10 protein-coding genes and 1 pseudogene are annotated in these 20,082 nt (G+C 60.0%); 6 read left to right on the forward strand and 5 right to left on the reverse strand.

The window, feature by feature from the left end:
- Positions 1-565 precede the first annotated feature (565 nt).
- Genes KIG99_RS20265 through KIG99_RS20280 form a run of 4 tightly spaced genes read right to left on the reverse strand, consistent with a single transcriptional unit; the run spans position 566 to position 4,549 of the window.
- On the reverse strand, positions 566-2,839 hold the full coding sequence (locus tag KIG99_RS20265; protein ID WP_226461923.1) for an AAA family ATPase: 2,274 nt from the start codon (positions 2,837-2,839) through the stop codon (positions 566-568).
- Positions 2,836-3,306, reverse strand: a complete 471-nt coding sequence (locus tag KIG99_RS20270; protein ID WP_226461924.1) for a VPA1267 family protein — start codon at positions 3,304-3,306, stop codon at positions 2,836-2,838. The genes KIG99_RS20265 and KIG99_RS20270 overlap by 4 nt, the downstream gene beginning before the upstream one ends.
- Positions 3,303-3,911 carry a gamma-mobile-trio protein GmtX gene (gene gmtX, locus KIG99_RS20275; protein WP_264180623.1) on the reverse strand — a complete coding sequence of 203 codons (609 nt, stop codon included), beginning with the start codon at positions 3,909-3,911 and terminating at the stop codon, positions 3,303-3,305. Before gmtX ends, KIG99_RS20270 begins: the two co-directional genes overlap by 4 nt.
- A complete protein-coding gene (locus KIG99_RS20280) occupies positions 3,872-4,549 on the reverse strand; it encodes a LuxR C-terminal-related transcriptional regulator (RefSeq protein ID WP_226461926.1) in 678 nt (225 codons plus the stop codon). Before KIG99_RS20280 ends, gmtX begins: the two co-directional genes overlap by 40 nt.
- Before the next feature lie 355 nt (positions 4,550-4,904).
- On the opposite strand from KIG99_RS20280, the gene KIG99_RS20915 reads away from it, so the two are divergent.
- From KIG99_RS20915 to KIG99_RS20925, 6 genes and pseudogenes are all read left to right on the forward strand, one after another.
- Positions 4,905-5,060, forward strand: coding sequence for a DUF4113 domain-containing protein (locus KIG99_RS20915; RefSeq protein WP_404817914.1), 156 nt, complete (start codon positions 4,905-4,907; stop codon positions 5,058-5,060).
- Positions 5,061-5,208: 148 nt separating this feature from the next.
- Positions 5,209-5,427 (forward strand): annotated as a pseudogene (locus KIG99_RS20920) (DNA methyltransferase); the annotation flags it as partial.
- Positions 5,428-5,469: 42 nt separating this feature from the next.
- Positions 5,470-7,029: a hypothetical protein gene (locus KIG99_RS20295; protein WP_226461996.1), complete on the forward strand. Its 1,560-nt coding sequence runs from the start codon at positions 5,470-5,472 to the stop codon at positions 7,027-7,029.
- A 4-nt stretch (positions 7,030-7,033) separates the two neighbouring features.
- On the forward strand, positions 7,034-9,088 hold the full coding sequence (locus tag KIG99_RS20300) for an N-6 DNA methylase (RefSeq protein WP_226461927.1): 2,055 nt from the start codon (positions 7,034-7,036) through the stop codon (positions 9,086-9,088).
- An 11-nt stretch (positions 9,089-9,099) separates the two neighbouring features.
- Positions 9,100-12,360 (forward strand): hypothetical protein, encoded by a 3,261-nt coding sequence (locus KIG99_RS20305; RefSeq protein ID WP_226461928.1) that lies wholly within the window; start codon positions 9,100-9,102, stop codon positions 12,358-12,360.
- 1,237 nt (positions 12,361-13,597) lie between these two features.
- Positions 13,598-13,696 carry an SEC-C metal-binding domain-containing protein gene (locus KIG99_RS20925; protein WP_226461991.1) on the forward strand — a complete coding sequence of 33 codons (99 nt, stop codon included), beginning with the start codon at positions 13,598-13,600 and terminating at the stop codon, positions 13,694-13,696.
- 246 nt (positions 13,697-13,942) lie between these two features.
- Here the strand turns inward: KIG99_RS20925 and KIG99_RS20315 are convergent, their stop codons facing one another.
- Positions 13,943-19,990, reverse strand: coding sequence for an ATP-binding protein (locus KIG99_RS20315; protein WP_226461929.1), 6,048 nt, complete (start codon positions 19,988-19,990; stop codon positions 13,943-13,945).
- Positions 19,991-20,082: the final 92 nt, after the last annotated feature.

The raw sequence follows: 20,082 nt of genomic DNA on the forward strand, positions 1-20,082 counted from the left end.
AATCGTGTCGGACTCATTTCGTCCAACCGTGATGTCATCTTAGGAGTCCGATACCAACAGGACGCTGACCCCCGCGTTACATTTTTGAAAGCTTTTCGCCGGAAATGGTCAGGGAGAGAGGTGCCCGTCGCTTTCGCACCAACGTTACTTGGTTTTTCTGTCGAAGCAGAGTTTGTTAGATATAAATGCTGCCGTTCCTCGCTTCTGCTTACTGCGCGGCAGGTAACCAGCAGTTTGCTGACCGAAGAGTGAAGTGATTCGAACGGCCGGATTGGCCGAGAAGCTCGAATTGGCGATCCGGCAGCTTTTAAAGTGGAGCAGCCCGTTGAATGGCCGCAACCCGAACAGACTGAAAGTCCGGTTGTGGCCGTACCCGGACCTTGGGGCGCTGCCCCAAACCCCGCACTCGCCGTGGGGCAGCCGGGGCGGGTTAAAAACCAACCCACCCCAGCAGCCGGGAGCGTTGGGTCGCGTCGTTCAGTCAAGGGCTTTCGCGGCATAAACAGGCTTCCTCCCGCAAGCGGGCCCCTCCTATTTATTCCACGGTCCCTTGACAGCCCGTCGCTCATTTCAGTCCCTTGGTCAGCAATCTCGGCAACATCACATTCCGACGAGCGGCGGTGGCTGGGGCTTTGATGGAGGCGTTCGTAGCATCCAGATCTCCCACCAGCACCACCTGATCGACGCCCCGGGTGACTGCTGTGTAGATCAGGGTTTGGTCAAGCAAGCGAGACTTGCGGATCGGCACGATCACCCGCGTGAACTGGCTCCCCTGACTCTTGTGCACCGTGATGCTGTAGCTGTGGCTGAGAGTCTGGACCTGGGTGGAGTCAAGCAGGTACTCACCGCCTTCAAACATGCAGCGGCAGCAGGGGTCATCCGGTTCGCTGACCGGCAACGCTCCGACAATGCGCCCGAGACTGCCATTGCGCAGGCCAAGCTTGTAGTTGTTTTCGGTGAAGATGACTAAATCGCCCACGCACAGAGGTATGCGGTCGAGCGTATTGGCGGCGACGTTGCCGTACTCGGCGTCCAGCGCCATGACCACCTCGCCATCGGCCTGATAGCGATTGTGCAGGGCGACATTGAGGTTCTTCACCCCGCCCAGGTTGGCGTTGGTGATGGAGAGGATTTGCACGGCGTAGTCAGTGCCATTGCCGCCCAAGTCTTCGTAAATGGCCTGTACCGTATCCTCAAGTCGCGCGTCATCGCAGGGCACGAAGGACACCCCTGATCCCTTGCCCTGGTACTCCACCCAGGCCGGCACCTGATGGGCGCGGATCGCGGCGGCAACTTGCGGGATGCCACTGGCGCTGCTCTGGCGCTTGACCACCTTCAGTTCGGTTTGCGGGATGCTCGGCAGCTCCGCCAAGGCATGCAGGACGAGTCCGGGGCCGATGGGCGGAAGCTGGCTGGGGTCGCCGACGAGAATCAGGCGCACACCCGAGGGGATATGGCGCAACAACCGATACATCAGGATCACATCGACCATCGAGACTTCATCGACGACGACTGCGCTACCGATTTCGATGGAACCCGGCTCGATCCCGGCAAGAAAGCCGGCGATGGTCATGGCCTCGCGTTGGGTGGCCTCCGCCATGCGCTGGGCGGCACGGCCGGCCAAGGCAAGCTGATAGATCGGCATATTCTCACGCTGATCCCCCAGTGCTTCATACAGCGCCTTGAGCACGGTGGTCTTGCCGGTGCCGGCTCCACCCAAGATCAGGCTCAGATGATTGGCGGCCGAGGTACGCACAGCGAGGCGCTGTTCCTCGGACAGGGTGATTCCGTGCGTGGCCTCATAGTCGTCAATGACTTGTTCAATGCCCCTGGGGTGGGGGGCGATCTGCGCGAAGAGGCCGGACTGTCCTGATTCATCCTCGCCCGCGACCATTTCGTGCAGGCGACGGGCAACGTAGCTTTCGATCAACCATGCGCCATGGGCTTGCAGGAGGCCGTCAATGCGGTGAAATGGAATGCCAGATACATCCTCCGATTGGGGATCATTTTGTGGCAAAGGATTCAGCGCCCGCTCGGCCAGCTCAGCGCTGTCCAGAAGCCGGGACAGGCGTGTGCGGGCCTCGCTCTCGGGGAGGCAGGTGTGGCCGTGCCTCATGCTGCCGTACAGCACGTCCTCGACCGCTCCGGCGAGGCGGCGGGGATCGTCTTCGGCGATGCCGAGGCGGGTGCGGACAAAGGTATCGACTTTCTTCCAGTCGGCCTCGAAGGAGATCAGGGCATAGGGGTTGGCCTCGATCTTCTCCTGCGCCTCGCCCTTCCAGTAGCTGACGACGCTCTGGCCCATCTTGCGGCTCATGCCCGCGCGATCCAGCCAGAGCAGGGCATTGGCAACCTTGAACTTGTCGAAGGCGTTGCATAGCAGCTCAGCGGCTTCCGCGCTGATGATCTGGGTCAGGGCCTCCAGGTCGCGGTCTTCAATGAGGTCAGCCAGATCGGGACCGAAGCGGTCATACAGCCGTCTGGCCTTGACCTGCCCGATCCCGGCACAGTCGGGGCAGTTGGCGATCCAATCGATCATGTTGCGCCCGGTGGGTCGCAGCATCTCGGCGGCGGTGGCGTTGATGACCTGCTCATGCCGGAGGATGGCGGTACTGCCGACGGTCGCGCTGCGCATCGTCACCGGCCCCTCGATGAGCCAAACCTGACCCTTCTCTATCAGGCTAGCATCCGGAAGGAGGCGGTAGTCGGAGACGACGGCGTAGTGCTCTGCGCCATCGGTCACGCCGGCGAACACGGCACCACCGGCCTTGCCGCGACTGCGGATCGACGTGATGCGCAGGCTGACATTCACCATCGGCGGGGTGAGCCGGGCGTTCATGCGGGCAGCAGCCTTCCGGTACGAGAAAGGTGAGCATCCAGATGCTCGAAGCGGCGCAACCGCTCACGCAAGCTGGCGACTTCGGCCTTGAGGCTGGCGTTCTGTTCTTCCAGCGCCTTGACCCGCGCTTCCGCGCGACCCTTGGCGGCCATGATCCGCTTGTCGATGACTTTCTCGGAGGCGGCTGCGGCCTCATTGGAAGCGTCAGGAGCGGTTCTTAGGGGTTGGGTGAGGCCAAGGGTTGTCAATCGACTCTCCAGGGCCTCCAGAGCCTCCTTGACGGCCGGGTTCTGACGCATGACCGACAGGGAGAAGTCGCATTCGGCGGCAATCTCGCTGCGGTTGAGCTTGTCGCCTCGCAGGTAGTCGTGCCAGTCGTTGGTGACCTCGCGCTCAGCGATCCACGATTGGAACTTGGCGAGGTTGTCACGTGCGAGTTGCTGGCCGGATTGGTTGGATTGGCTCATACCCGCTTTCCCTTCACTTCCAGCATTGGCGTTCTGTCACTCCTGCCGAGGATTTTGGCGATGGCGGTGGCGAAGCCCGGATTGAAGACGAAGCGCCCGCGTTCATCTACGATCTCCCCGGTATCGCCGATACGCAGCTTTTGCTGAGCCAGGGACTTGGGATCGATGGCGGCAGCGAGAGCATTGCGTTCGGAATCGGTGAGTTGCGCTGCCGGTTCGATTATCGCTACATTCGTTGATCCCTTAGCAATCTCAGCCCCCAACGGCCTCATGTCGATGGGAACGACTGTCACGCTCTTGAGCATGTTGAGTTCGGCGCGAATCTTGTCGCGCTCAATGATCGCCATCTGACAAAGGCTACGGACGGCCGGGTCTTCAATCTTCTTGAGGAAGGCATGCTTGTCAGCTGGTGCAAGCTGGGCCTTGACCGCTTTCGACGGCTTGGGACCGTTGTAGGCTTCCCACGCCTTGATCAGTGCTGCGTAGTCTTCCGACTGCTTGTTGTAGATCGTGCGCGCCTTGAAGAGTCCATGGCTCTCAGCAACGCGGGCCATGTTGGCTATGCTCAGGTCGCGGGCGCCCTGGCTGTGCCGGCTGTATTCCAATGAGCACAGCTCATGGATCTTGCGCAGCTTCTCTTCCTTGTCGCGACGATTTCCATAGCGCGTATCGCCTGAGCGCGAAGGGCGTCATCAGTGCTCTTCTTTCTGTATATCCCTAATGCCGCATAGATAACCCGTCGTGGAAGTTTCAGTTGCTCGGCAATCTGCCCGTATTTCTTACCAGTCTGGCGCGCATGCCATATTGCTGCCGTTTGCTCATCAGAAAGTTGGTAGTCGCTGGCGACATTTTTGATGTGATAGTCAACTGTTCCGACGCTGTAGCCTAATTCGCGAGCGATCGTTTTTGCTGATTCACCCTCAATTGCGCGGCGTATGATTTCCTTTCTGACCTCTTGTGGCACTTCGGGCAGTTTTCGAATGACGTGCTTGGTGTAATCCTGAACGGTTACTTTGGATAGGCCGAACTCCTTCGCGAGAGCGTTCTTTGTCTCGCCACTTTCGACGCGTCTTACGATCTCCATTTTCTGCTCACGCGTAACACGTGGCGGCACTTTCGGCGCGCGGTCATAGACAAGGTGGACGGCAATACCCATCGTTTTTGCGATAACAGTACGTATCTCACCATCCGCCGCTCGTCTCTGAATTTCGTCCTTTTGCGCCTGCGTTAGCTTGCTTTTCAACTTTGTCCCTCAGTTATCAAGTTCGCTTGTCAGCGCTAATTGCTGCGATGGAACCATCAGGTTATTTTGACGCAAGGTCTCTACGCCCTTGCGCAGCGTGTCCTGCGCCTCATTAAATTCGGCTTGGGTATATACAATCTGACTATCTGGCGAGCAATGGTGCATGAGTCGCTGGACGATGATCGGATCGATGCCCCCCCGTCGCGTACGCTGGGCGATTCGGATCCTGACGCGAATCTACCGACCCGGTTTCGCGTACCAGAAGGCCGGCTGCATGCTTTCGGATATCCGGCCCCGGTCGATGGCGCAGGCGTCACTCTTCACCCCGGAAAGTCACGGCCGTTCGGGACGCCTAATGGCCGTGATGGACGCGATCAACTGCCGGTGGGGCCGGGGAACCATGCGCGTGGCGGCCGAAGGCGTCAACAAGGCCTGGCGGATGAAAAGGGGCAATCTGTCACCCCGGTACACCACGGAATGGTCGGAGCTGCCTCCGGTGAGAGCGGGATGACACTCCATTTCCGGTTCCGATTGATTGGCGGTGCGGAGGCACTTCGCTTACCATCCTCCGTTTGCCATCGAAATGTGATCGCGACTTGCGAATCCGCACAAAAAACCGATACTCGGCAATACGATTTACATGAAAGACCGACCCGCCGATGGCGATAAGCACCCCCCCCCCTCGCGACAACGCGCTCGACTCGCTTGAGGCGCTCTACGCAAAGCCGCTACCGTCGTCGCGGTCCGGCCCGCTATACAACGCCTTCTCGTACCCTACGAAAATCTCACCGGAAGCGATTGCCGTCTTCATCGCGACCCATACCCGCCCGGGCGCGGTGGTACTTGACGTTTTCGGCGGGAGCGGAACCACCGGACTCGCAGCCCTGCTTTGCGACAAACCTACGGACGAAATGCTACGCATGGCCGCCGAGCTCGGCGTTGCGCCAACCTGGGGTCCTCGGAATGCGGAAATTTACGAGCTGAGCACGCTCGGTTCTTTCGTCGCGTCGACCTTATGCGCCCCGCCCGATCCCGAAGATTTCGACAAAGCCGCAAAGAAACTCATAGCCGCAGCCGAAGAAGCCTTCGGGGCGGGGTACGAAGCTCTCGATCCTGAAGGAATCCCAGGCAAAATTCGGCACGTCATCTGGTCCGACGTCCTCGTTTGTCCGAACTGCGGGCAGGAAACCTCATATTGGAAGGCCGCAATACGACGTTCCCCGTTGCGACTGGACAGCTCCTTTGAATGCAGCGGTTGCGGTGTCTCGAAGCAGATCGACTCGTGCACCAGAGCCGTAGAAAAGTGGTTCGACCCGCTGCTCGGGCGCGAAATCGAGAGGAAAAAACGCGTACCAGCCCAAGTTTACGGACGTTCTTCGGCGAGGAATTGGAACAGGGACCCGACTCCGGCGGACGACGAGATTTTTCTCGTCTCGGAAACCTCATCGCTACCCTCGTCGGCACCGCTCGCGGAGATTTTCCGCGGAGACCTGTACCGCGCGGGATACCACACGGGAATCACCCATCTGCACCATTTCTATACAGCCCGGAACTTCCGTGCGGTATCGATCTTGTGGGAACTGGTCGGGACGTTTCCAGAAAGCGTACGCGACGCCCTGAAGCTCGTCGTCCTCAGTTACAACTCTTCGCACTCGACGCTCATGACGAGGGTTGTGGTCAAGGCCGGACAGACCGACCTCGTACTAACGGGAGCGCAAAGCGGAGTCCTCTACGTCAGCGGGCTTCCCGTGGAAAAGAACGTGTTCGAGGGCCTCAGGAGAAAAGCTTCGGCCCTGAAAAAAGCGTTCCAGACCGTTTCCGGCAGCGGCAGTAAAGTCCGCGTCACCAACGCCAGCAGCGCTTCCCTGGCCCTGCCGGACGGGAGCGTTGATTACGTCTTCACCGATCCCCCATTTGGCGACTACATCCCCTACGCGGAGATAAACCAGATCAACGAGATTTGGCTCGGCCGAACCACAGACCGGAACGAGGAAATCATCGTCAGCGGCGCCCAAGGGAAGAGCGTGTCGGACTATTCGTCGATGATGTCCAAGGTCTTCGGAGAGATTTACCGCGTATTGAAACCCGAGGCCGTCGCCACGGTCGTTTTCCACTCCGCGAGCTCGTCGGTATGGCGGGCACTCTCGACCGCCTATGGCACGGCCGGTTTCGGCGTCCGCGCGACGAGCGTCCTAGACAAGCTGCAGGCCAGTTTCAAGCAGGTGGTTTCATCCGTATCGGTAAAAGGGGATCCGCTCATCCTTCTGAGCAAATGCGCGGATCGCGCGTCCGGGCCGGCGAAATCCACCGACGACGTGATCGAGGAAATTTTCCGGACTTCGGAATCCGGAAGCGAAACGGAACGCGATAGGCAGAGGCTCTATTCACGCTTCGTGTCGCGCTGTCTCGAACTTGGGATGGAAGTCGAGATGGGCGCGAAGGAATTCTATGATCGGGCGGACTCGGCACTAAGGAATTAGGCCCATGAACGCCAAGAGAAACTTAGCACTCAGCGAAGGGTTCACTGACGAAACAGCGAGGCGCAAGCGCCTCGGCCAGTATTTTACCGGCATGCCGCTCGCCCGTTTGCTGGCGGCGATTTCGAATGCCGACTCCGCCCGATCGATCATCGACCCTATGGCAGGCAGCGGCGACATGCTCGTCGCTTGCCGGGAGTACGGCGCCACTACCGCGGAATTCGCCGCGGTGGAAATCGACCCAATCGCGGCGGAAACATGTGCCGCCCGCGCGCCTTGGTCCCAAACCGTTCAGGGCAACGCGTTCGATCCGAAAACCCTGGCCCGCCTGAAGGCCTCCGAATGGGACCTCGTCATTACGAATCCGCCGTACGTTCGCTACCAATCACTCGCCAAGGCGGCGGGGAATGACTTTCCCCTCCCCTCGTCCAGGGGGATACGGTCCGGGCTGATCGAATTCGTCAAGACCGCTTCGAGCCTAGATCCCGAAGACCGTCGCCTGTTTTCCGATCTGGTAAACGGATATTCCGGACTGGCAGACCTCGCCGTTCCGGCATGGATACTGTGCGCGGCCCTATGCGCACCGGGTGGCAAAATCGCAGTCGTCTTGCCCGAGTCCTGGTTGAGCCGGGAATATTCTGCGATCGTCCAATACCTGCTGCTCAGGTGGTTTCGCATAAAGTACGTCGTGGAAGACGCCGACGCGGCATGGTTTTCGGACGCGCAGGTAAAAACATCGCTGCTCGTCGCCGAACGCGTTCCTCGCAGGGACGGCGCGTTCGATCGGGACGTGGCGGAAACTTTCTTGAGAGTGCGTCTCTCGTCAGGGGCGGCGGGATCCGAAAGCCTCGTCGAGCGATTACATAAGGGTTCCGTTGGCGACCCCGAATGGCAATTCGCCGAATTGCTTCGCGATTTGTCACTTTCGAAAAGGAGCCTCCATACCGCCCACATCGAAGCCGAGCGCGTGCCCGTCTCGCGATTGGCGGACAACGCCCTATCCCGATGCACCAGACAGAAATGGCTTGCGATAGCGGAACCCACTCTCGGCCCGAATACCGTTTCCGGCCATAGTCTGCCCCACGCGCTTGAGGTTTGGATGGCCGGAACCCAGGCGACGGGAATGCTGACGACGCTCGAGGACCAGGGAGTCAAAGTCGGCCAAGGTCTCCGAACGGGAGCGAACGGATTTTTCTACGTCGATGTGGAAAACCGAACCGCACGGCGCGGATTCGCCTGGGTCCGCTCTGGCGCCCAGTTCGGCGGGGCGGTTTTCGAAGTCCCATCTGACGCGCTGGTTCCGGCTTTGAGGAAACAGGCCGAATTGCCCGATGGCTACCAGGTGGATTCCGATGCCCTCCGCGGCGCGGTGTTGGCGTTGCAATCGTACGCGCTCCCGGAAGATCGCGGAAATTCTCCGTACCGGGAAATGCCCCCGGCATTGGCCTGCCACATCCGAACGGCCGCCGCCTTGGATTTCGACGGTAAAAAAATTCCCGAGCTATCCGCAGTTTCTCCGAACGTCAGGAAAGGTTCCCCGGCGACGGAAACGCCGCCCCGTTTCTGGTACATGCTGCCCGACTTCGCAAACCGGCACAGGCCGGATCTGCTTATTCCGCGAGTGAACGGCAGTTCGCCGAAAACGTACCTGAACGGTCCCGGCCGGCCGGTCGTAGACGCGAACTTCTCCACTCTAACCTGTCCGCAAGGCTCTCTGGCCAACGCCTGGTCCCTGTTGGCGCTGCTCAATTCGTCCTGGTGTCGGTCCGCCCTGGAGGAGTCCGCCTCGGTGATGGGCGGAGGAGCGTTGAAAATAGAGGCGGCCCATATTCGCCGCCTTCCAATTCCCGAATTGGACGTCGCGGGTTGGAATCGGCTTTCCGTTCTAGGGGCGGCCTTGGCCGGCGGGGAAGACGTCCTCCGGAACATAGACGAGCTCGTCGTCTCATCCCTTCTCGGCCGGCTGGCCATGAAAAAGGAATATGCCGAACTGGAGCAAATCATGGAGAATTCACGCCTACGGCGCGAACGGATCGGCCGGAAGAGCGCGAAACATCAATAAAAGCTGACCGAATGAAAAACAATTACGATATCGCCGCCGTCAAAGCCTGCATGGCGGACGCCCTCGCGCTCATCTCTGACGGGGAATCCGAGCGCGTGATTCAACAGCGTTTCGAAGCCCACCTGCAGCGGATGTTTCCCAAATTGCCGTGGTGGGTCGAGTACCACGGACGGGGAGCCGAACAGCACGTCCGTTTCTCCAAGGACGGAAAAACGTCCAGCGGGTTCGTCGACGCGCTGGTCGGGCTTACAGCTATCGAATACGAGAAGGACCTGTCGCGAAACACCCTGTTCGACCACGGCCTCGACCAAGTCAAGGACTACTGTGCCGGCCTCCTGAACCGGGGTTCCCCACCGGACTTAGTGATAGGCGTCCTCTCCGATACGGTGCGTTGGCGGGCTTACAGGATAACTTCGATAGCGGAAACGGATCCGGCAGCGAAGACCGTCTACGGACGCGAACATTTGGAACTTGAGGAAATCGGGTCCCTCAACGTCACGGTCCCTGACGATCGCACCGCAGTTTCGTTGGTTGAATTCTTGCTCCGTTACCTTGGCCGCGAAGGGGCAAGGCCGCTCGGTGCCGAAACCCTGGCGCGAGATCTCGGCTTCGAAAGCGCGTTCTGCGATCGACACATCGACCCGATACGCTCCCTCGTCGACGGCGCATTCGCATCCAATCGGAAGTACGCCGGCCTCATCGAAAAGCTTTGGAAGGACTTCGTAGCCTATTTGGGCGACAACGGCGCCGCCGGAGGCTTCGACCGCGAAGTCTATGTCAGGGAGCTCTATCTCCTTACCTTGGCCAAGCTTCTCTGCGCGAACGTTATCGAAAAACGCGCCCTCGTGAGCGACGACTCGGAAATCCGGACGATACTGGATGGTGCCCATTTCAAGATCAAAGGCCTCGCCAACCTGGTCGAATATGACTATTTCGGTTGGCTGAACGAAGAACCCCACGTTTCCGCCCTGGTACCCGTAGCGATAGACATCCAGGACGACTTGCGAGCCTACGATTTTAACTCCCCTCCCTCCGAGGATCTTTTCGGCGGCACGATGGCTCAACTTGCAAAACGCTCGCAGCGGCTGCTGTTGGGACAGGAATGGACGCCCGCATGGCTGGCTGCCGAAGTCGTCGGCCGTACGTTCGAATCCCTTCCTGAAAACGAAGATCCCCGGCTTGTCGACATGTGCTGCGGATCTGGCGCGATGATCGTCGAAGCCGTCAAGCTCGCCGAGCGTCGGCTCTCGGCTTCCGGGGCTCCGAAGGACGCCGCCTACGTAACCCGTCTCGCGCATTCGATTACGGGATTCGACATAGACCCGCTGGCGGTGATGCTCGCGAAAGTCGGCTGGGTCGTTGCGGCCCGAGACAGCCTGGAGCCTTTCGGCTCCTTCCAAGTTTCGATTCCCATTTACCACGCGGATTCCCTCTTCGCCGCCACCCCACTATCGAAAAAGGTGGACGAGGAAACCGGTTCCGACCGATACGAGCTCGTTCTCGACGACCGCACCGTCGTCCTTCCATCGTTCCTCGTCTCCCCCGAGCACCGCGCCCTTTTCGACGCGCTTCTCAACGGAGGGTATTCTGTGGCCATGGCCAGCGCCGCGGAACCCTCCCCGTCGTATTCCGAGGAAGATCTCGCCGCCCTTCTCGACGAGTCCGAACAGAACGCCGGTTTGTCGCTGACTGCCGACGGGAAAGCATCGGCACTCGCGTTCTGTAGCGAACTGGTCGACGCTTTGGACACCCTGCAACGCGACGGACGGAACGGAATCTGGGCCTTCGTTCTCCGGAACAGCTACAGGCCGGGGCTCGTTACCGGTCTTTTCAACGGGGTCGTTTCCAATCCGCCCTGGCTCGCGCTAAGCAAGATCGCGGACAACCCCTATAAGGCGGTCCTCCGGAAACGGGCCGAAGCTTACGGGATCAAGCCGCCGGGGCCTTCGCACCTCCACATCGAACTCGCGACGATATTCCTGCTCCACGCAGCGGAACGCTATCTCCGCCCGTCCGGTGCGATCGGGTGCGTCCTGCCCGAAACGGTTCTGAGCGGACACCACCACAACCCGTTCCGGACAGGCGCGTTCATGAACGGCGGCCGGCCCGTGCTGCTCGCCGTGGAAGAGCTTTGGCGGGTTGAAAAAGGGACTTTCAAGAACGAAGCGATAGTGCTGTTCGCCAAAAAGGAACGCCGGGCATCGTTCGCGGTTGCGCCGATTCGGGGGAAAACGGTTTTCCCGGGCGGCAACTCCGGTTCTTCGTTCAGGGAAATCGTCCAGGGCAGCCGTATCGCGTGGAGCGACAAGCCGACCGTTGGTACCGGAGGTCGCGGATTCTTCCAGCCGGCGGATTTCCGCCAAGGTGCCGACGTGATGCCGAGGACGCTCGTTTTCCACGAAACCGCCCCTCTCGCCGGAGGCAAGTTTTCGCTCGGGCCGATCGACCGCCAGGCGAGCAAATTGAAATACCTCGTAACGGGCGCCCATAAGAGCAAGGATTTCGCGTTGCCGTCCTGCGTCGTTCCCGACCACTACGTGTTCGACGTGCTCATGTCGAACCACCTTACGGCATTCGACGTCGTTTCTCCGGCCAAGGGCTTCCTTCCGATCGAACGGAACCCTTCCGGCGCCTGGACGCCGGTGACCTCCACGAGGCTGGCGACCCAACCGACAGCGAAGCAGGCCTTCGACCGGATTTTCGCAGCTGCGGGCGCCGGCACCGGTCCCGCGGAGTTCTTCGCGAAAATCGACACGGCCAGACGGAAGCTCGCGAACCAGTCGGTCCCCTCTTCGGGCTGGCTGGTATTCACCGGTGCAGGCGGAGATAATCCGTGTTCCGGTTACGTTCCGGCGGCGTCGGTCAACGCCAACGGCAAGCTCATCATCGACCAGACGCTCTACTGTGCCGGAGTCGAAACCGAAGACGAAGCGATCTACCTTACCGGACTGCTCAACAGCGAAGCGCTCAACGACGTAATCAAGGAATTCCAACCCCGGGGCCAGTTCGGCGCCCGGCACGTCCATACGCTGCCGTTCGGCGTGACCCCGAAGTTCGACCCATCGGACGCGGCACACGCTGACGTGGTCGACAAGACGAAGGTCCTCATCGGCGAGTGGCGCGCAGCGAAATCCGGAGATCCCGCGTTGGCTGCCCTTTTGGATCCGAATCTTTCCCTCGCCCAAAGGCGCAGGAAAATCCGAAGGAAAATCCAGACTTTGCCCGGATACGCCGATTACCACCTCGCCTGCCGGAACTTGTACGGCGTCTAACATTCAGTTTTTTCCGGGGGCAAACCGATCGATGCGTTTCGAAAGTTGGAAATGGACCGGAAAGCAGATCCTGCGCGAGTTCTGGATTCACCTGCTCGTCACGCCGGCATGGACGGCGTAGTTTGACGACAAAGAGGAGCAAAGGTAGTCTCGTCTGTGTGAAGAAAAAGCTCACCAACCTTCCTTTGAATACACTGTTGTACACAGCTCGGCTTGCTGGTCAACGTGCTGCTGCCAACGCGACAGCGGCTGGTCGCCAGGTTGTAGGGTGGAAGGATGGCCGTCTTGTTGAGTACGGACATGATGTTTTCCCTTTTCTTGGGCCAGCTACTGCTGGCCATGGAGACAAACCGGTTTGATCAGGTGCGCGAGTCTTGCGATTTGAGTCCGTAAGAATGACTTCCTGCAAGGGCTTGTCAAAGGTCTCCGGCTTAGAACCCCCATTTACGCGGCGGGCTCTCGCTTGAGGAACTTGTCGATGAGCGGCTTGGTGGTGTGACGCCTTTATGGAGACTTGGCTTATCCATCCGAGGGTTCCCTTACATCTTCTGGCCGTCAACGTGCTCTCGAGATTCAGCGTGCATCCAAAGCAAAGGCTGCCTAACATTCCAATTCACCGGACCTCCGGCAAGCTGCGCTTGCCTTCGTCCGGTGATTTTCAACGTTGGGCCTATTGACCATGCAGCCGCTAACGCTTGTCACGACAAGATCACCCGACCAGGTGACGCCGGCCATTTCAGCCGGATGCACGCGTCTAGTTCCAGGGGGAACCCCTATATTTGTTGAACGGCGCCCTTTCGAAGGCGCGAGAATTAACAAATGCACATTCAACGTCCGGCAATTCCTGGCCGAAAACCCGGGTGAACTGGTGCTCGGGTGGGAAGTGTGCGTGTGGGATGGAGTACTCATCGACTGCATTGGTCACGCTGTTGTTAAGAACGAGGATCGCCTACGCTGTGTAACCCCATCCAAGTATGGTGACAGCAGGCTTCTGTTCTTGCCTGATCCGAGAATTTATTTCGACTTCGACGATCCAATGGCAAGAATGCCCGCGAAACGAGTTCCCCTCTCTACGCGGCCAGAGGTTCTTCGGTTGATTGATGTGGACGCCGCTGAACACACAATCAAAATCAAATATCCGGTGTCTTCTGGGCCAGTGATGGTCCAAGGAGAGGACGCCGTGGCACTAGAACGCCTAGCAAAAGAAAAGCAGCGACTGTCGCTGAAACTAATACTCATGACAAGCGACAACACAACAAAATGCCCATGCGGCAGCGGAAAGAAGTTTCGAAAATGCCATCGCGCAACCATTGAACAGATGCTTAAGTATCACTAGCAGGTCTACCCGTGCTTAGGCTGAACCCATCACTCCACCGGACCTGAGCGGAAAACCGCACAGGCCGGTTAGCTCCGCGGCGAACGTCCGCTTTCCCAAGCTGCCGACTTCCGCATTGGGTCGGGAGCGGTCGGTCGTTGAGGCACTACGAACGCTAGCCCCCCCGGCCGGAAGCAGTCCTCCGGAACGGCCGGCTCAAGCCAGCGTGAGCTCTCTCGCCTAGCATCGCCGCTGAATGTGCATGGCTTAGAGCGAGTAGCCGTTCTTCGCCGTTTTCAAGAGAGATTGTCCGTAGCTGCTTGGCCGCTTGATCTGCCTGCTTGCGAACACGTTGATGTCCAGGTCCAGCTTCCCACGGGCAGTGGTGATCTGTTTGAGGCCTACCGGCGTAAGAACGAGGTAGCAACCCTCGCCCCACAGAGACTCCTCATCGATATCAACCGGTCCAGCGTCACGCCACCAATGGAGTTTCGCAACTACATCTCCGCTCGCGTCGAGGAAGACGCTCGGTTCGTTGTCATGCGCGTGCCAGCGAAGCCTCATCACCCAGTTCGGGCACAACACGAAAGTATAGGCTGCTGCGTCGAAGCCCATGTCCACAGAGCAAACAACTCGCCTTACCAGCGTTGGTGCCAATTCATCGTCAAGTGCGAGGTACTGACCTAGCCAAACAGCAATTGGAAGCTTGGTATAGCAGTCGTCGAAGTCTCCACCGTCAGTCTGTACCGAGGGTGCTCTAAAACGGTAGAGGCGGTGCTCCGATAGGCGCGGCCTAAAAATCTTGAAGAGCGACACCTCGGCCACGACCTGGCCGTAGTGGGATTCAGGGAAAGGCGCAACGTCGCTGTCGACCTCACCAACCCACTTCTGCTCTCGCTCGGACCAACCGGCACTTCGGTCAATCAGCGGCATTCGAATCCATTCGGGACGCACTCGCGGGAGCTTCAGCGGCCGAGGGGGAAGCGGGCAACCCAAACACTCCAGCAGCGTCGACCTGTCGCGGCCGGTCAGCTTGCCGGCCAGCCGCAGTTCGCCCGCTACGTGGCGAAGGGCGGCAATGGCAATGTAGGCATGAGGCTTCTGGTAAGTGATCTGCATGTCGAGGACGCGAAGCTGAGCCTCAAGCCTATTGACGCCAGAGGGCCCGAACGCCTCAAGTCCTCCCCAATCTTGGATGAACATCGCCGCGCGGCGGCGGACTGTCATCTCGTCAATGCCTGCCACCTTCGCAATGTGCCGTGCCGTCGAGCTCAAGATCTGGGTCCAGCCAAGCGTCGACTCGACGCGCATTGCACCAGTTCTCTCGTCCCTGAACGCAGGATCGCTCTCTGAAGGGGGCTCGAGTTCGAGGCTATAGAAGAGCGGCAGTGGCATCGCATCCAAGGAGACAGCCCACCCCCACCGATGCGACAAGAGCGCAGCTGACTCTGCCACCGCGATGTCGCGATGGCTGACCAACGCAGCCACGGCGGTGCCTAGCTCGGGTGCAAGGTCCGCGCTGTCAGCAGCCAGCAGCGTTCCAAGCGCCTGCAAGGGGGCATCGGATTCACCGGTTAGAAGTCGCCGCATAAGGGACTTGAACAAAGCTTGACCGTGTCTGGCTTGCCTTGCCAATCGCAGCGTGCAATTACGTGCGTGTCGCTGAACTTCTGCAACAGGCAGCCGATAGGCAAAGTGCAGCAAGTCCTCCAGAAGATCGGTGTCGCCGAGCGGAAGCTCACTCGGCTGGAAGGGCCGTCCCAGTTGGAACTCGCGAGTGCCGGCCATCTGCTCCTCAAGCAACGACCAGATGGCCGGCCAGTCCGGTGTCGCGCTGATTACTGGCAATATCGAATCCAGGTCTGTCAGCAGCGACTGAGTGCTCTCCTGGCCCGCCGTCACTGAATCGACGATGTTCTCGAAGGCGGCGGGGGACGTGGCTGGTCCCTCCAAAAGCTGCTTCGCCTCAAAGTAGAGGAACTTGCCGCCACCCATCCACTGGCTCCAGGAACTCCAAGGGTCCTTGCTTGTCTCGTAGCCTTGCATCAGCTTTTTGGCGTACTTGACATCTCCCGCCGCAGCCAACCGCTTCACCATTAGGAAGCGGCAGCGCGCGTTTTCCTGCAAGACCTGCCAGCGCTCAAACATCCTCTGCACCAGAGAAAGCGGAGCTGTCTCGGCCAGATCTCTGAAACGGTACGGGGCGTTGTAGTTTAGTTCGTCGCCATCCGCTTCAAACGCGCGCTCAAGCTCCTCGAGAGTAACCTCTGAGTCGTACTTGCTGGGCGTGAATGAGTGCCGCGGTTCCGGCGCTTCTGATGCCCACCGAGCGACAGCGGCGTCGAGCTCGGCGGATGAGAACCCATGTTTTCCAGCAGCGGTGCGAAGGCGTTTGAGCAGTCCGACCCTCTCGTGTGCTCTGCTGGCGACCTCGATCGCTCCAAATAGCATTAGCGAGAGAGGCTCAATCTGGCCGGGGCCTGCAGCGTCGGCTGCGACGTCGATGAAGTCGCCGACATGGTACGGATCTCGGTAATGCGGCTCCATGTAGAACGGCAGGCATAGCCCACACCAGACTGCCGTGCAAGGCAAGACAAATTCGGGGCTTCGCCGGACCATCCCCGACATAAGTAGGTCAACGCGGTTCGGCCAGCCAATCAGATGCCAAGCCGCCAGTGTCTCTGAAACCTCGAAGCCGAAGCGAGGCCCGACTTGCATCGCTTCCTCAATGAGCGACATCGTCAGGCGATGCGCGGCCGCCGCCCCTTCCGTTTCGGTCATGCCACCGACCTGGCGCATCAAGTTTGAGACCCGCTTGACACGGTTCTCCGGGTCAGCGGTGTTCGCAAGGACCAGAATGTCCCGCCAGATTGCGTACTGTGGGTCCTTTTTGGGTGCCAGCGCGTAGCCAAGGCATTGCTCGGGAACTGTCGCCAGCAACTGTTTTGCCCGTTCCACATCCCCGACCGCAGCCAACGCGATGGCCAAATCTGCCAACCCGTCGATCTGCTCGCTCGGCGTGCTCTCTTGAAGCTCCGTCGCGAGGTCGTTTAGCCGGTCGACGGCCCTCACACGGTCACCGTCAACCCGATACGCATCGACGGCCAATCTGCGTCGCAGGTACGCAGTACCCCCCAGCGTGGATGAGGCGATGGCTGCATCAACTTCTCGAAGTACGGCGCGGTATTCATCCTCGCCACACTTGGCGCCAAGCGTCAGCAGCGCTTGCGCGAGCACGGGGACCGCTTTGAAGGCCTGCTGGATGCGATATGACTCGTTGCCGCCGTCTGATGTCAGACGCAGGGCGTATCTTAGCGCAACGCGGGCTTCCTCCTGGATGCTGCCAGCTGGCACGGTCGCGTTGTCGATGGCGGCGCGAGCTAGAAGCACACCTATCTTCGAGGCGTGGTGCTGGAACAGATGAAGGAAGGAGTGCTTCGACAGTGTCGCGTTTGGTATCGGCTTGTTGAGCAACGTGCAAAGTTTCGCGTGATGCATCACCGCGCCGACCAGATCACCCAGCCCAGCCAAGTCCGTCTCGTCATCGCACATTGAGATCATCGGTGCGGCCAACTTGTCGAACAGGGCCTCGGCAAGGTCACAACGGCCAGCTTGGAATGCAATCAGTGCCATACGGCGACGGTAGCCATTGGGCACGTTTCCGAAGCCAGGAAGGACGGCGGCGGCATCAAACAGGGAAAGCGCTTGCGCGACGTCGCCACGCCGACTTGCCACAAGCCCTGCGTGAACCATTACAGACGGCTTGTCTTCACCGGCTACACCGAGATCGCTGCAGAGTTCTTGTGGATCAGCATCAACCTTCCGAAGGAGCATCGCCTCTGCGGCTTCTCTCCTCAAATGCTGGCGCAGCGAGGCGACAGTTTCTGGATCTAACTTTTCGGGCTGGTGTAGCCCCTCCGCGGCGAGGTGGTCAATCGCTGTCTGGATCTGCTCGCTGTCTCGGAAGTTAACGGCGCGCCTTGCCCACCTTTCAAATTCCTCGATGTTGTGATTGAGGCCGTGGTTCTGGAACTTGGACGTATGGAGCTGCGCTAGCGGCTCAAGGCTTTCAAACAGCTCCTTCGCGCGCTCGAAATCGCCTCGCGCCAACAGAGCGTCGACAACCTCGTAGCCCTGGCTGGGGAAATACTGCACAAAGGAGAGGGCGGCATCAATGTCCCCGACTGCCAGCATCGCCAGCGGAAGCTGGTTGGCGTACTCAAGGGCTGTTTCGCGCCGGCCCACTTCGTCACAACACAGCAGCAGGCGTGTGAAGACGGTCGCATCGTGCGTTCCACGCACTGCCAGCAGAGCTAGCTGGATATCGGCGTGGATCTCGGCAATAGAACGCCCGTCAGCCAGTTGCTGCCTGAAGCGAGCAGGCACCGCTAGTGCAAGTACATCGGCCACGTCGCCGGCACGGGCGCGGTAGCGCAGCTCAAGCCAGCGCTGCGCTGATTCGGGTGGCGCATTCGTCGCCAATTGGGCAAGGTCGCGATACACCCGCGGGGAGTACTCAGCGTCGAGGCTTCCGAGGCGGATCCGCGGTTGAGCGATGACGAACAGCCTGAAGCTGTTGTGGAAGACACTCCACCCCTGGGGTGAACTCCGAAGCAGGTGCCGTGCAACGACGAGGGCCCGCTCAATCGCAGACTCCTTGACCACCGTGGCCAGCAGCCGCAGGTCCAGGGGGGCCTCGGCGCGGGCGATAAAGCCCAGTACGTCCATTGCATCGTTGTCGCTCGCAATCTCGCGCCAGGCTGCGGCGTACACAGTCTCAATATCGCCGTCGAACGGCATCCCGCCACTGAGAAGGTGCTTGCGGCCGACATCGTCAGCGTGCAGCAGCGCCTGAATCAAGTAGCGGGTCGCCAACGGATGGCCATGCGTGAGATTGCTCAGGTCCAATCGCGGAATCTCGTCAGGCAGACCAAGCGCGTCCGCCATCCGAGCGACATCCTCGCGGCTGAGGGGCCCCATAAATACCAGCCGCTCGTTCTTCTCCGCCTGTTCCTTGACGGCGGGTTTTAGATTGACGAGATCTAACCGCTGCGTGCCGAGGACGAACACAACGCCTTTCGGGATGGCCGCGGGAAGAGGCAGTTCGCCCAGCAGCGAGTTGGTCGGCCTCTCTTCGCGGGGCACATGGTCGAGCCCGTCGACGACGATGATTGTCCTGATACAGTCGCGGTCGAAGCGTTCACCAGCCTGGCGCATCAGAACGCCGAACTGTTCACGCCTCTCGTGCAGCGAGTCATCGCGAAGCCGCAGCCCAATCAAGCCGCTGTTACGCAGCTGTGTAGCGATGTCGGTTAGGAAGTTGTCAGCCTCACCGCGACCCACGCCTTGGGCGGCACCCGGCACGAACGCTAGGTAGCGGACGCACCGGACATTTGCTTCAGTGGCCAGTGCGACCTGCAAGAGGGTAGATTTCCCGGAGCCAGGTGGGCCTATGAGCGAGACGTAGCCCTGGTCGGCGGCATGCAGCGCGGCCAGCAGCTTGAGCTCGGTGTCGCGGTTGCGCTGTACGTAGGCTCCGACCGGGAACCGGTGGATGAGGAGCGTCTTGGCCGGGTCGCGCCAGCCAAGCTCACGAAGCAACTCGTCACGCGTCCACCTGTCCTTGTCGCGTGCATCGGCGACCAGCTTGGGCAGCACGCTGGCAATCTCAGATGCCTGTCGCGCCTGCTCTGCGTTCAGCTTATGGGACTGGATGAAGTCGGCCGCGGCACCGCACACCACCCGAAGGCAGTTCAAGAACTGTTCGAAGCCGCCATCGCTCAGTCCAGCCTCACGACGCAGGTGGTCAACTAGCCGACTCCATTCGGACGTGTACCAATCTTTGAGCGGGCGACTCGGATGCTGCCGGAGCTCTTCTAGAAAGGCCGCACTGTGGGCCGGCGTACCACCGCCTGGCTTGTCGGTAATCGAAGGGAAGTCGTTGACGACAAGGCGGATCTCGACACCGCTTCCCGAGTTGCCATTGCGCAGGCACTGCCAAGCGTGAACCAGCGGCTTCATGAGGCCGTTTGCGCCAGTTAACAGCGTCTCAACAGTGAAGGTGCTCGGGAACTTGGACGTCTTGAACTGGTGGCCGACCACCAATCCATCGAAGCCGAGCACTAAGTCGTCGGCGATGCCCGCGTTGCGATCGGCCACGCCGACCCAAAGCAGCTCGTCGCGCTCGAGCGCGGCGTAGATGGCAGCACCCGCCCGCTCATACTGGCCGATATATCCACGGAGTGCTCGGCGTTCGCCTTCCGCCGGCGCAGTTGCAGGAGCTGCAGCGGTGGATGGATTCGGTTTCTTGGACATTTTCGGAGCAATAGAAATGGATTCGGTAGTTGACGCCAACCGGGAGAAAAAACTGCTTCAGCATCACCTGGGGCATCCAGCACTAGAGGATA

Source organism: Quatrionicoccus australiensis (genome assembly GCF_020510425.1).
Lineage (GTDB): Bacteria > Pseudomonadota > Gammaproteobacteria > Burkholderiales > Rhodocyclaceae > Azonexus > Azonexus australiensis_A.